We start from the raw sequence: 13982 nt of genomic DNA on the forward strand, positions 1-13982 counted from the left end.
TACGTGGCACGGCAGACTGCCGCCGGCCGCACCAAGAAGGAGACCATCCGGCTGCTGAAACGGGCCATCGCCCGGGAGATGTTCCGCTGCCTGACCACCACGGTCACCATCCCAGACATCGCCGACCTGCGCCCCCTGCGACAGTCGAAGAACATCACCCTCACCACAGCGGCCCGCCACTTCGGCGTCTGGCCCGCCACGATCTCCACCCTCGAACGAGGAATCCGCCGTGACGACCACCTCGCCAACACCTACCGCGACTGGCTCACCGGCGCTTGACAGCCAATAGGAGCATCATCGGTCCTGCCAATTTCCGCCGGGCCGGACCCTCTGCCGACGGCGGCGGTCGTACCCCGGGTCAACCGGTCGTACGCCGGGTCAACCGATCGGCTGATGCGCCGTCGAGCGTGACGGCGGATACCGCCCGCGCCCCTCCGCCGGAACCCTGGTGGACATGGCAATCATCGAAGTCAACGGGGTACGCAAGACCTATGCGGGCCGTGCCGTGGTCGACGGCGTCTCCTTCTCCGTCGAGGAGGGGGAGATCTTCGGCATCCTCGGCCCCAACGGGGCGGGCAAGACCACCACCGTCGAATGTGTGGAGGGCCTGCGCATCCCCGACGCGGGCACCATCAAGGTCGCCGGGCTCGACCCCGTCGCCGACCACGACCGGGTCACGCGGCTGCTCGGCGCCCAGCTCCAGGAGAGCGAGCTCCAGGCCAAACTGACCGTACGGGAGGCCCTGGAGCTGTACAGCGCGTTCTACCCGACCCCGGCCGACTGGCGTCCGCTCGCGGACCGGCTCGGCCTGGCGGACCGGCTCACCACCCGCTTCGCCAAGCTCTCCGGCGGCCAGAAGCAGCGCCTGTTCATCGCCCTCGCCCTGATCGGCAACCCGAAGGTCGTCGTGCTCGACGAGCTGACCACCGGCCTCGACCCACGAGCCCGCCGCGACACCTGGAAGCTCATCGAGGAGATCCGCGACGGCGGGGTGACCGTCCTGCTCGTCACCCACTTCATGGAGGAGGCCCAGCGCCTCTGCGACCGGATCGCCGTCATCGACCGGGGCAAGGTCGTCGCCCTGGACACCCCGACTGGGCTGATCCGGCGGGCCACGGGCTCCACCGTCGTCTCCTTCGTGCCCTCCCGGGCGCTCACCGGCCCCGACCTCACCCGGCTCACCGCGCTCCCCGGCGTCGAGACCGTGACCCCGCCCGACCGCGAGGGGGCGCTCACGCTGCACGGCACCGACGAGACGGTCACCCCGTTCGTCGCCCTGCTCGCCGAACTCGGCGTCACCGCCCAGCGGCTGCGGATCACCGAGACCAGCCTCGACGAAGCCTTCCTCGACCTCACCGGACAGGACATCTGACATGCCGACCGAGACCACCACCGCACCGGCCACCGCCCCCGGGCCCCGCGGCACCCGGCGACGCGGTCCCGCGGCCGCCGTCCTGATCGCCGAGACCCGACTCTTCCTCCGCGAACCGGGCAATCTGTTCTGGATCTTCGCCTTCCCCTCCGTTCTTCTGGTGATCCTCGGCTTCATCCCCGCCTTCAAGGAGACGCAGGACGACCTCGGCGGACGGCGCGTCATCGACCTGTACGTCCCCATCGCGATCCTGCTCGCCATGATCACGGCGGCGGTCCAGGCGATGCCGCCGGTCCTCACCGCCTACCGCGAGCGCGGAATCCTGCGCCGGATGTCCGCCACCCCGGTGCGGCCCGCCGCCCTGCTCGGTGCCCAGATCATGCTGCACGGCGCGGCCTGCCTCGCCTCCGCGCTCCTCGTCACCGTCGTCGGCCGGATCGCCTACGGGGTCGCGCTGCCCGAACAGCTCCCCGGCTACCTGCTGGCGCTGCTGCTCGCCGTCGCCGCCGTACTGTCCCTGGGCTCCATGATCTGCGCCCTGTCCCGGACGACGAAGGCGGCCACCGCGTTCGGCACGGGCGCCTACCTCGTGATGATGTTCAGCGCCGGGGTGTGGCTGCCCGTCCAGACGATGCCCGACACCCTGCGCCGCATCGTGGAGATCACCCCGTTGGGGGCCGCCTCCCAGGCGCTGGAGCAGGCCGCGTCCGGGAGCTGGCCGGGCTGGATCCACCTCCTGGTCCTCGCCCTGTGGACTGCGGCACTGGGCCTCGCGGCCGCTCGACTCTTCCGGTGGCAGTGACGGAGACTGCCGGAATGACGATGCCGCCCCACTCCTCGTACCCGTCGGGGGCGACCGGGCCCCGCACCATCGAGGACCGCTGGGAGCAGTTCTACCGGTACGGTCCCTACTCCGTCCTCACCCTGTCCGCCCTCGTCGGGGGCGTCGCCGCCGACCTGATCATGACCCGTACCGAGATGTACGTCGCCGGGGCCCTCGTCGTGGCGGCGTACGGGCTCCAGGGCTGGTGGGGCCGGGCCCGTCCGCGTACCGCTCCGGGCGCCCCGGCCGGGGTGGCCTACTACGCCGTGAGGACCGTCCTCGCCTTCGCCCTGTCGTGGCTCAACCCGTTCTTCGCGATCTACGCGGCGCTCAGCTACTTCGACGTCGAGCCCCTGCTGCCCAAGCGCTTCGTCCGCGTCGGGCTGCTCACCACCGCCGTGACCCTGGCCGGATCGCAGAGCGGAGGCCTGCCGCCCGCCTCGTTGATGAACTGGGTCGCCTTCTGCGTGCTCTACATCGTCAACGCCACCCTCGCCCTCTTCTTCTGGCACGTCGGGATGCGGGAGGAGGAGAAGGCCCGCGTCCAGGCCGCGACCATCGCCGAGCTGGAGCGCACCAACCTCCGGCTGGAGGAGGCCATGTCGGAGAACGCGGCCCTGCACGCCCAACTCCTCGTCCAGGCCCGCGAGGCAGGGGTCGACGACGAGCGGCGCCGGCTCGCCGCCGAGATCCACGACACCCTCGCCCAGGGACTCACCGGGATCATCGCCCAGCTCCAGGTCGTCACCTCCCTGACGGACCGCGATCCGGAGACCGCCCGCGTCCACCTGGAGCGGGCCGCCGCGCTCGCCCGCCACAGCCTCGGCGAGGCCCGCCGCTCCGTGCACAACCTCGCCCCCGTCGCCCTGGAGCACGACGAGCTGGCCGGAGCGCTGCAGAAGACCGTCGCCGACTGGGCCGAACAGCACCGCGTCCGGGTTGACTTCACCGTCACCGGCACCGTGGAGCCGGTCCACGACGAGATCGCCGCCACCCTGCTGCGCATCGCGGGCGAGGCCCTCGCCAACGCCGGGCGGCACTCCGGGGCCTCCCGGGTCGGGGTGACGCTGTCCTTCATGGACGACGAACTGACCCTGGACGTACGGGACGACGGGCGCGGCTTTGACCCCGCCGCCGCCACCCCGGCCGACAGCGCCGGCGGCTTCGGCCTCGGCGGGATGCGGGCCCGCGCCGAGCGCATCGCGGGCGCGGTCGAGGTGGAGTCGGAACCGGGCGGCGGCACGGCGGTGTCGGCCAGGGTCCCCCTGGTCAGGCACCCCGTGAACAGCACCGCGGCGGCCCCTGGCCAGACACCTCCGGCTCGCCGTACGGTGCGGTCATGACCGAGACCGCCGCCCGCACCATCAGTTTCGTCGTCGTCGACGACCACCCGGTCGTCCGGGACGGGCTGCGGGGCATGTTCGCCGCCGCTCCCGGATTCGAGGTCCTCGGCGAGGCGGCGAACGGCGTGGACGCCCTCGCGGTCGTCGAGGCCCTCGACCCCGACGTCGTCCTGATGGACCTGCGGATGCCGGGCGGCGGGGGAGTGGCGGCCATCGCGGAGCTGACCCGGCGCGGCGCCCGCTCGAAGGTCCTGGTGCTGACCACGTACGACACCGACTCCGACACCCTGCCCGCGATCGAGGCGGGCGCGACGGGCTACCTCCTCAAGGACGCCCCGCGCGAGGAGCTGTTCGCGGCCGTCCGGGCCGCCGCCGACGGGCGCAGCGTCCTGTCGCCCGCGGTCGCCTCCCGGCTGATGACCCGGGTCCGCACCCCCGCCGCCGATCCCGCCGGGGCCGCCCTGTCGGCCCGCGAGCGCGAGGTGCTGGTCCTGGTGGCGCGGGGCACCACCAACCGGGAGATCGCCACCGAACTGTTCATCAGCGAGGCGACCGTGAAGACCCACCTCACCCATGTCTTCGCCAAGCTGGGCGCCAAGGACCGGGCCGCGGCCGTCGCCGTCGGCTACGACCGGGGCATCCTCGGCTGACCCGGCCCCTTCCCTCCTACGCCGTCACCCGCAGCAGCAGTACCGAACGGGCCGGCACCGCCATCTCCGCACCGCCGTCCAGGACCGTGCCGGGAGCCTCGGCCTGTTCCTCCCGCGAGGTGTCCAGGACCAGTTCGTAGCGGGCCGCCCACGGTGCTCCCGGCAGCGCGAAGACCGTCGGCTCCGCGCCCGCGTGCAGGACCGCCAGGAAACTGTCGTCGGTGACCGGTTCGCCCCGCGCGTCCCGCCCCGGGATGTCCCGGCCCGAGAGGTACAGCCCGAGCGTGGCCGCTGGCGCGTACCAGTCGCCCTCCGTCATCTCCCGGCCGTCCCGGGCGAACCACGCCAGGTCCCGCAGCCCGTCCGGGGCCTGCGCCCGGCCGGAGAAGAACGCGCGGCGCCGCAGCACCGGATGGGTCCGGCGCAGCGTCAGCACCCGGGCCGTCAGCTCGGTCAGCTCCCGCCACGCGGGGTCCTCCAGGAGCGACCAGTCCAGCCAGCCGGTCTCGTTGTCCTGGCAGTAGGCGTTGTTGTTGCCGCCCTGCGTCCGGCCCATCTCGTCGCCCGCCACCAGCATCGGCACCCCGGTGGAGAGCAGCAGGGTGGTCAGCAGGTTACGGAGCTGACGGCGGCGCAGCGCGTTGATCCCCGGATCGTCACTCTCCCCCTCCGCCCCGCAGTTCCACGCCCGGTTGTCGTTCGTCCCGTCCCGGTTGCCCTCCCCGTTGGCCTCGTTGTGCTTCTGCTCGTAACTGACCAGGTCGCGGAGGGTGAAGCCGTCGTGCGCGGTGACGAAGTTGACCGAGGCGTACGGGCGGCGGCCGCCCCAGGCGTACAGATCGCTGGAGCCGGTCAGCCGGTAGCCGAGATCCCGTACGTCGGGGAGCGCGCCGCGCCAGAAGTCGCGCACCGCGTCGCGGTAGCGGTCGTTCCACTCGGTCCACAGAGGGGGGAAGGCCCCCACCTGATAGCCGCCGTTGCCGACGTCCCACGGTTCGGCGATGAGCTTGACCCGGCGCAGCACCGGGTCCTGGGCGATCACCGCGAGGAACGGCGAGAGCATGTCGACGTCGTGCATCGAGCGGGCCAGCGCCGCCGCCAGATCGAAGCGGAAGCCGTCGACGCCCATCTCGGTGACCCAGTAGCGCAGCGAGTCGGTGATGAGCCGCAGCACCTGCGGCTGCACCACGTGCAGGGTGTTGCCGCAGCCCGTGTAGTCGGCGTAGCGGCGCGGGTCGTCCCTCAGCCGGTAGTAGCCCCGGTTGTCGATGCCGCGCAGCGACAGCATCGGGCCCAGCTCGCCCGCCTCCGCCGTGTGGTTGTAGACGACGTCGAGGATCACCTCGATCCCGGCCTCGTGCAGCGCGTGCACCATCCGCTTGAACTCGCCGACCTGCTGGCCCGCCGTCCCGGAGGCGGAGTAGCCGGCGTGCGGGGCGAAGTAGCCGATGGAGTTGTAGCCCCAGTGGTTGCGCAGCCCGCGCCGCAGCAGATGGTCCTCGTGGGCGAACTGGTGGACCGGCAGCAGCTCGACGGCGCTCACCCCGAGCCGCGTCAGGTGCTCGATCGCGGCCGGGTGCGCGAGCCCCGCGTACGTGCCGCGCAGCTCGGGCGGGATGTCCGGGTGCAGTTTGGTGAAGCCGCGCACGTGCAGCTCGTAGATGACGGAGTCCGCCCACGGGGTCTTGGGGCGGCGGTCCTCCACCCAGTCGTCGTCGTCGCGGACGACCACGCCCTTGGGCACGAAGGGCGCCGAGTCCCGGTCGTCCCGCACGGTGTCGGCCACGTGCTGGTCCGGCCAGTCCCGTACGTGCCCGTAGACCTCGGGCGGCAGGGCGAAGGTCCCGTCGACCGCACGGGCGTACGGGTCCAGGAGCAGCTTCGCCGCGTTCCAGCGGGCGCCCGTCCACGGGTCCCAGCGGCCGTGCACCCGGTAGCCGTAACGCTGACCCGGCCGCACCCCGGGGACGAAGCCGTGCCAGATCTCATGGGTCAGCTCGGTCAGCGGACAGCGGGTCTCCGCGCCCCGCTCGTCGAACAGGCACAGCTCGACCGCCTCCGCCCCGCCCGCCCACAGCGCGAAGTTGGTCCCCGCCACCCCGTCCGGGCCGACCCGGAAGCGGGCCCCCAGCGGCATCGGGGCCCCGGGCCAGACGGCGGGGGACGGTGCGCCGTCCCGGGCGGCGTCGGCGCGGTGGGCCTCCGCGATCCCCGTACCGGCGCCGGCCACCGCTGCCGGGTCCTGTACTGCCTCCTGCTCTGCTGCGCTGGACACCGTGTCGCCTCCCGCGGCTCGTGGGACGGGCACCTACGAGTGGCGCGCGGCGTCCCGGCCACGGCCTCTTCGGGTAGTCCTCCCCTCTGTTCTGCCCACCGGACGGCCCGCACTCACGTTTCCCCCGACCGGCCCTTGTCGTTGGGGGGAGCGTGAACCAGACAGCGAAGAGCGCACGGGCCGGCTCGGCCGCCGTGCTGACATGGGCAGGACTGCTGACCGTGCTGGCCCTTCTGGCCGGCTGCACCGAGGCCCGGGAGGCCGTGTTCAACGGCAAGGGGCGATCCTCCGGCGACGCGATCAGCGTCTTCCCCGAGGACGGCGCCGAGGACGTCGACGAGAAGACCCGCATCGAGGTGAAGGTCCCCGACGGGCGGCTGGAGAGCGTGCAGGTCAGACGGATCGAGGACGCGCAGCAGCAGACGGTGGCCGGGCGCATCACCGACGACGGGAGGTCCTGGAAGCCGGAGCCCGCCGCGGGGCGGCTCGCCCTCGCCGCGAAGTACAGCATCGACGCGGTGGCCGTGGACGGGGCGGGCCGCCGCTCCGCCCGGCACTCCACGTTCACCACGCTCGTCCCCGACCACCGCTTCATCGGGTACTTCAAACCGGAGAACCGTTCCACCGTCGGCACCGGCATGATCGTCTCCTTCTCCTTCAACCGCCCGATCGCCGACCGGGCCGCGGTGGAGAAGGCCATCCGGGTGACGTCCGATCCGGTGGTGGAGGTCGCCGGCCACTGGTTCGGCAAGGACCGGCTCGACTTCCGCCCCAAGGCGTACTGGAAGCCCGGCACTGAAGTCACCGTCGACATCGGGCTGCGCGACGTCGAGGGCGCCCCGGGGGTCTACGGCAGCCAGGACAAGACCGTCGTCTTCACGGTCGGCCGCTCCCAGGTCTCCCGGGTCGACGCGGAGGAGAAGACCATGGAGGTGCGCCGGGACGGAGAGCTCGTGGACACGATCCCGATCACCGCGGGGGCCCCGAAGACGACCACGTACAACGGGAAGATGGTCGTCACCGAGATGCACGAGGTGACCCGGATGAACGGGGCCACGGTCGGCTTCACGGACAAGAAGGGCAGGGGCGAGTACGACATCAAGGACGTGCCGCACGCGATCCGGCTCACCGAGTCCGGCACCTTCCTCCACGGCAACTACTGGGCCGACGACTCCGTCTTCGGTGCGGAGAACGTCAGCCACGGCTGCGTCGGGCTGCGTGACGCCAAGGGCGGCAGCGGCGCCACGCCCGGCGGCTGGTTCTTCGACCGGACCCTGATCGGCGACGTGGTCGAGGTGGTCAACTCGAAGGACAAGAAGGTCGCCCCGGACAACGGGCTCAGCGGCTGGAACCTCGGCTGGAAGAAGTGGAAGGCCGGCTCGGCCCTGCGCTGAGCCCCCGGGCCCCGTCGCACTCTGCCCGGTGCTGAGACCCCGGCCCCCGTCACGGTTGCCCGCACCCCGCCGCTCCGCCGCGGCACCCCGCGCCACCTGCACGACTCCCCGGACCACTGGTACGGAACGGTGACATTCCGGAGGGAGTTCACCCCGCTCGCGATGTGATTATCTTGCGGCGGCGCGCATGTTCGGCGCGCGGGGGTGCGGGCCATGGCGGGAGCCGGGCCCTGCGAGGGGAGACGACCACAGTGAACGGGCAGCCGATATCGGGGGCATCGGCCGGGGCGAGCGGGAAGCGGCGCGGCGGACCGGGGCTTCTGGCCCTGGTTCTGGGAGCGCTGCTGTTGCTGGTGACGGCGTGCGGCGGCGGTGACACCGGCGCGGGGGACAAGAAGGGGCCGGCGGGCAGCGCGAAGAAGGAGGACACGACCGCCTCGCAGGCGGTGGTGACCATCGCGCCCGAGGACGGCGCGGAGTCCGTGGCGACCAGCGGCGCGCTGAAGATCGGCGCCACGCGGGGCAAGCTGGCCACGGTGAAGGTCTCCGACCCCAAGGGCAACGAGATCGAGGGCGAGATCGCGGCCGACGGCGCGAGCTGGACGCCCGAACGGCACCTCGCCGCCGCCACGAAGTACGCGGTGCACGCGGTGGCGAAGGACGCGGAGGGACGTGAGTCGGCGAAGGACACCACCTTCACCACGCTCGTCCCGGCGAACACCTTCATCGGCCACTACACGCCGGAGGACGGCTCGACCGTCGGGGTCGGCATGCCGGTCTCCATCAACTTCACCCGGGGCATCACCGACCCCGACGCGGTGGAGCGGGCGATCAAGGTGACGGCCGAGCCGGCCGTCGAGATCGAGGGCCACTGGTTCGGCAACGACCGTCTCGACTTCCGCCCGGAGAAGTACTGGGCGGCGGGCACCAAGGTGACCGTCGACCTCAACCTCGACGGTGTCGAGGGCCGCCCGGGCGTCTACGGCAAGCAGGCCAAGAAGGTGTCGTTCACCATCGGCCGCAGCCAGGTCTCCACCGTCGACGCGACCGCGAAGCGGATGAAGGTGGTCCGCGACGGCAAGCAGATCAAGGACATCCCGATCTCCGCGGGCGCCCCGGCGACGACCACGTACAACGGGCAGATGGTCATCAGCGAGAAGCTCAAGGTGACCCGGATGAACGGCGACACCGTCGGCTTCGGCGGCGAGTACGACATCAAGGACGTGCCGCACGCCATGCGGCTGTCCACGTCGGGCACCTTCCTGCACGGCAACTACTGGGGCGCGTCCTCCATCTTCGGCAACAGCAACACCAGCCACGGCTGCGTCGGTCTCCGGGATGTGCGGGGCGGCTACGACAACCAGACGCCCGCGGCCTGGTTCTACGACAAGTCGCTGATCGGCGACGTGGTCATCGTGAAGAACTCCCACGACAAGACCATCCAGCCCGACAACGGCCTCAACGGCTGGAACATGGACTGGGAGGCGTGGAAGAAGTAGCACTTCTCCTTCCGTTCCCCGATCGACCCAGCGGGCCTGGTGCTGTGACCAACGGCACCGGGCCCGCCGGCGTTAGCAGTGGTTGAGACCCCCCGGAAATTGGGGGGCGGCGTCGCGGGGCTGGGCACGCGCATCTGCCGCGTTGTCGTCAATCACCATGGCTCCTTCCCCAAGCTCTCGGCTCCGCTCGACCAGGGGAGACCCCATCTGCCTCAATCCTCCGCCTTGCAGCTGCACGCACCCAGCCCCGCTCCTTCTCCCACCCCCCAATTTCCGGGGGGTCTAACCTGCCTCCATGACTGTGACCCTCGAAGTACGCGACGGAGTCGGCACGATCCTCCTGGACCGGCCGCCCATGAACGCCCTGGACGTGGCGATCCAGGACCGGCTGCGGGAGCTGGCCGAGGAGGCGACCCGGCGCGAGGACGTGCGGTCGGTGATCCTCTACGGCGGCGAGAAGGTGTTCGCGGCGGGCGCGGACATCAAGGAGATGCAGGCGATGGACCACACGGCGATGGTCCTGAGGTCCAAGGACCTCCAGGACGCCTTCACCGCCGTCGCCCGCATCCCCAAGCCGGTCGTCGCCGCCGTCACCGGCTACGCGCTCGGCGGCGGCTGCGAACTGGCGCTCTGCGCCGACTTCCGGATCGCCGCGGACAACGCCAGGCTCGGCCAGCCGGAGATCCTCCTCGGCCTGATCCCGGGTGCGGGCGGCACCCAGCGCCTCGCCCGGCTGATCGGCCCCTCCCGGGCCAAGGACCTCATCTTCACCGGCCGTATGGTCAAGGCCGAGGAGGCCCTGACGCTGGGTCTGGTCGACCGGGTGGTCCCGGCCGCCGAGGTCCACGAGCAGGCGCACGCCTGGGCCGCCAAGCTGGCCAAGGGGCCCGCGCTGGCGCTGCGCGCGGCCAAGGAGTCGATCGACGCCGGGCTGGAGACGGACATCGACACCGGGCTCACGATCGAGCGGAACTGGTTCTCCGGTCTGTTCGCCACCGAGGACCGCGAGCGGGGCATGCGCAGCTTCGTCGAGGAAGGTCCGGGGAAGGCCACGTTCGGCTGACCGGTAGTCAGAACGGGTGGCCCGGTAGTCGGGTCGGGCGGTCCCGCGCGGGGAGTTCATCCGTCAGAGCGGATTATCCGGGCCTTAAGGCAACCTTAAGGCCCGGAGTCGCCCTCGGTCGGGCATTCCTCGTCGGGCTGGGCGTCGTCGCAGCTCAGCGGGGCTGTGCGGGGAATCGTTCTGCCAGAGGCATATGCCAAGTGCCTTCTGTGTCATGGGCTGTTCCGGGGTGCGGATTCCCCCGGAACGGCCCCGGAGGGCGATGCGTGCGGCCATGATGGTGGGCATGGCGGGCCTGGAGGGTGTGGATCAGCCGCGACCGCGCAGCAGCGCGACCGCGGCACGCTGGACGTCGACCATGGATGACGAACAGGCGTTCAAGGCGCTGGAGTTGTTCGGAAATCCGACCGAGGGGGAGGTTCGGCTGCCGTCCCGCCCGGAGTCGGCGGCGACGGCCCGGCGCATCACTTCCTGCGTCGTGCTCCGCCAGTGGGGCCTCTCGCCCCAGACCGCCGAGTACGCGGTGCTCCTCGTCTCCGAGCTCGTGGGGAACGCGGTACGCCACACCGGGGCCCGGGTCTTCGGGTTACGGATGGTCCGCCGCCGGGGCTGGATCCGCATCGAGGTGCGCGACCCCTCGCGCGGGCTGCCGTGTCTGATGCCGGTGCGCGAGACGGACATCAGCGGCCGCGGGCTCTTCCTCGTCGACAAGCTCTCCGACCGCTGGGGTGTGGATCTGCTGCCGCGCGGCAAGACCACCTGGTTCGAGATGCGCATCTCCGACCGCTGACCGCGCGGACCTCTGTCGCTCCGGATACGCAGAAGCCCCCGGTCGGCCGTGGTGCGGCGCTGCGGGGGCTTCTGGCGGGGGCCGTGGCATGGGGGGTGTGTCCACGGCCGCTCATGACGACCTGGGCCCGGGTCGATGGGGGTCGTGGCTCCGACTATGGCAGACGGGCGACCTCGGCGCCAAAGCGACTTGTCGAGATATTTATGGAACAAACGGGCATTCATCGGTTGAATCGCAGGTGTGCTCGATCACTCGCCTGGCATTCCATGCATCTTTATGGCGAGGCCTGAATGATTCATTGATCATCTGATGAATTGCTCAATCAGCTCATTTCGCCCATCGCGCCTCTACTGTGTCCCGGTAACCGAGGGAACCCGTGGAACGCGAGGTGGTCGGGCATGGATGGACACAGGGCCCCCATGGGCCGCCGGAACGCCCTGGGAGCGGGGGCCGGGGCGCTGGCCGCCGTCCTCACCGCGGGCTGCGCCCGGAGCGACGGGGCGGGCGGAGCCGCCGGGCCCGCCGCCATCACGCGCCCTCCCGGCACGGCCCCCGCCGCCTCCGGCACCCCGGCCCCCGACGCCACCGTGACTCCGCGCCCCGCCGCCTCCCGGGCCGCCGCCCCCGCCCCGCACCGTTTCCCCGGCATGCCCTTCCGGATCGCGCACGGTCCCCGCGACCGGCCCCGCGTCGCCCTCACCTTCGACGGGCGCGGCGACCCGGACCTCGCCCACGCCGCACTCGCCCGGTGCGAACAGGCCGGCGCACACGTCACGGTGCTCGCGGTCGGCGCCTGGCTCGCCGAACACCCCGGCCTGGCCCGCCGGATCCTCGACGGGGGCCACGAGATCGGCAACCACACCGAGCACCACCTCGACCTCGCGTCCCTGGACGAGCGCGCCGCGTACGAGGAGATCACCGCCTGCGCCCGGCGGCTGCGCCGGCTCACCGGGTCCATCGGCACCTGGTTCCGCCCCTCGCCCACCGCGTACGCCTCCCCGCTCCTCCAGCGCCTCGCGCAGCGGGCCGGCTACCCCCATGTCCTCGGCTGCGACGTGGAGTCGCTCGACCACGCGGCCACCCGCGTCGCCGCCGTCACCCGGAAGGTCGCGGGGGAGCTGCGCAACGGATCGGTGGTGGAGCTGAGCCTCGGCCGGCCGGTCACCGTCGACGCGTTGCCGCTGCTTCTCGCCGAGATCGGCCGCCGCGGGCTGCGCGCGGTGACGGCCACGGAGCTGCTGGGCCGACCGGCCGCCGAGGTCACCCGGACGGCCCGATAATCTGACCCCTGACATTCGGCATCACGAAGGGGCGGAACTGTGGCGGACATCGAGTCGGCGCGGACGGCATTCGAGCGGTTCGACAAAAACGGCGACGGGCTCATCACGGCCAACGAGTACAAGAGCGCGATGGCCCAGCTGGGCGACCCCTTCGTCACCGAGACGGTGGCGCAGGCGATCATCAACGCCCACGACGCCAACGGCGACGGCCTGCTCACCTTCGACGAGTTCTGGGCCTCGCAGAACAAGGCCTGATCCGCCGCGGCGGCCGGTCCCGCGTCCACCGGGGCCCGGCCGCCGCCGGACACGTCCGAAGAGCCCCCTTCCGGCCCTTTCCGGGCGCCTTCCGGCGGTCCAACCCACCGTGCGCGGCTTGCTGTGTCTTTGTCCACGGGCGAGGATCGGGCCGTGATGTTCTCCGGACCCCCCGCCGACCCGGCCGCGCCGACCGGGCCCGGCCTCCCGCCCGCGGCGGCGGCCGTACCGGCGCGGACGGACGACGCGCCCTTCGCCGACGGGATACCCGGGGGGCCGCCGGCCCGGCCGGCCGGACGCTCCTGGACCACCCCTCTCCTGCTGTGCGCCGCCGGCACCCTCGCGCTCCTGGTGGCCCTGCTCGGCCCCGGCCTCGTGGCCCGCGGCACCGGGGAGCTCCGGATACCCGGCGCGGGGCTCACCACCGTGCTCCGCACCGTCCTGTTCGCCGCGCTCGCCCTCCACCTCGGCGAGCTCATCGCCCCGCAGCTCATCCGGCCCGTGCGGGGCCGCCCCCGTACCGCCGTACGGAGCTGGGCGGTGTACGCCTCGCTCGCCGGGGCGGCCGCCGCGGCCGGGCAGATCGTCCGCCTCGCCGCCGTCAGCGATCTCGGGATCACCGAGACCTACGGCACCCGCGAGGGCGGACTGCTCCTCCTCATCGCCAACGGCCTGCTCCTCGCCGCCTTCTGCGCCGCGAGCCGGCGCCCGGCCCTCGCCCTCGCCCCGCTCGCCCTCGTCATCGGCGCGGAGGCCCTGCGCGCCCACCCGGAGGCGTACAGCCCCGAGTTCGGCGCCGCCCTCACCGTCGTCCACCTGACCGCCGCGTCGCTGTGGACCGGCGGCCTGCTGTACGTTCTGCGCACCATGTGGCTCTGGCGCGGCTCACCCGTCGCGGCCCGTGCCCTGCTCGGCCGGTACGCGCGCCTGGCGATCTGGCTGTACGTCGCCCTCGCCGCCACCGGCACGGCGTCGACCCTGCGCCGGCTGCCGCTGGACGTGGTGTTCACCTCCGCCTACGGGCGCACCCTGCTGGTCAAGCTGGCGCTGATGGCCGTGGTCAGCGTGCTGGCGGTGGCGGCCCGGCGGCGGATGCTCCGGGACACCGACCCGTCGGTCGCCCACCTGCTGGCCCGCCGGGAACAGGCCGTGCTGGGCCTGGTCGTGGTGGTCTCGGCGATCCTCACCGTGGTCCCCGACCCGCACTGGATCTCCCTGCGGCCCTGAGAAGGACGGAT

At 72.1% G+C, this 13982-nt stretch carries 13 protein-coding genes; 12 read left to right on the forward strand and 1 reads right to left on the reverse strand.

The features are described 5' to 3' along the window. The 5 genes from D581_RS0124995 to D581_RS0125015 form a co-directional block, all read left to right on the forward strand. Positions 1–279: hypothetical protein (locus D581_RS0124995; protein ID WP_486585881.1), on the forward strand; the 279-nt coding region annotated here is incomplete at its 5' end. Positions 280–454: 175 nt separating this feature from the next. Beyond that, entirely contained in the window at positions 455–1372 is a 918-nt protein-coding gene (locus D581_RS0125000; RefSeq protein ID WP_026290885.1) for an ABC transporter ATP-binding protein, read from the forward strand. A 1-nt stretch (position 1373) separates the two neighbouring features. Then, positions 1374–2174, forward strand: coding sequence for an ABC transporter permease (locus tag D581_RS0125005; protein WP_018959926.1), 801 nt, complete (start codon positions 1374–1376; stop codon positions 2172–2174). Positions 2175–2188: 14 nt separating this feature from the next. Continuing rightward, the gene (locus D581_RS01000000137675) at positions 2189–3538 is read left to right on the forward strand and encodes a sensor histidine kinase (protein ID WP_018959927.1); all 1350 of its coding nucleotides are present in this window, start codon (positions 2189–2191) and stop codon (positions 3536–3538) included. Next, on the forward strand, positions 3535–4188 hold the full coding sequence (locus D581_RS0125015; protein ID WP_018959928.1) for a response regulator transcription factor: 654 nt from the start codon (positions 3535–3537) through the stop codon (positions 4186–4188). The genes D581_RS01000000137675 and D581_RS0125015 overlap by 4 nt, the downstream gene beginning before the upstream one ends. A gap of 16 nt (positions 4189–4204) precedes the next feature. Here the strand turns inward: D581_RS0125015 and glgX are convergent, their stop codons facing one another. Then, positions 4205–6463 (reverse strand): glycogen debranching protein GlgX, encoded by a 2259-nt coding sequence (gene glgX, locus D581_RS0125020; RefSeq protein ID WP_026290886.1) that lies wholly within the window; start codon positions 6461–6463, stop codon positions 4205–4207. A gap of 152 nt (positions 6464–6615) precedes the next feature. Here glgX and D581_RS0125025 point away from each other — a divergent pair, with 152 nt between their 5' ends. From D581_RS0125025 to D581_RS0125055, 7 genes are all read left to right on the forward strand, one after another. Continuing rightward, positions 6616–7857, forward strand: a complete 1242-nt coding sequence (locus tag D581_RS0125025) for a L,D-transpeptidase (protein WP_018959930.1) — start codon at positions 6616–6618, stop codon at positions 7855–7857. A gap of 251 nt (positions 7858–8108) precedes the next feature. Continuing rightward, entirely contained in the window at positions 8109–9356 is a 1248-nt protein-coding gene (locus tag D581_RS0125030) for a L,D-transpeptidase (protein ID WP_018959931.1), read from the forward strand. 295 nt (positions 9357–9651) lie between these two features. Next, positions 9652–10419 (forward strand): enoyl-CoA hydratase-related protein, encoded by a 768-nt coding sequence (locus D581_RS0125035; protein ID WP_026290887.1) that lies wholly within the window; start codon positions 9652–9654, stop codon positions 10417–10419. A gap of 274 nt (positions 10420–10693) precedes the next feature. After that, positions 10694–11209 carry an ATP-binding protein gene (locus tag D581_RS0125040; protein WP_026290888.1) on the forward strand — a complete coding sequence of 172 codons (516 nt, stop codon included), beginning with the start codon at positions 10694–10696 and terminating at the stop codon, positions 11207–11209. 398 nt (positions 11210–11607) lie between these two features. Next, complete coding sequence (locus D581_RS0125045) at positions 11608–12489, forward strand: polysaccharide deacetylase family protein (RefSeq protein ID WP_026290889.1); 882 nt, start codon at positions 11608–11610, stop codon at positions 12487–12489. Positions 12490–12528: 39 nt separating this feature from the next. Continuing rightward, a complete protein-coding gene (locus D581_RS0125050; RefSeq protein ID WP_007457219.1) occupies positions 12529–12744 on the forward strand; it encodes an EF-hand domain-containing protein in 216 nt (71 codons plus the stop codon). 156 nt (positions 12745–12900) lie between these two features. Then, entirely contained in the window at positions 12901–13971 is a 1071-nt protein-coding gene (locus D581_RS0125055) for a CopD family protein (protein ID WP_018959935.1), read from the forward strand. Positions 13972–13982: the final 11 nt, after the last annotated feature.

The organism is Streptomyces sp. CNB091, from assembly GCF_000377965.1.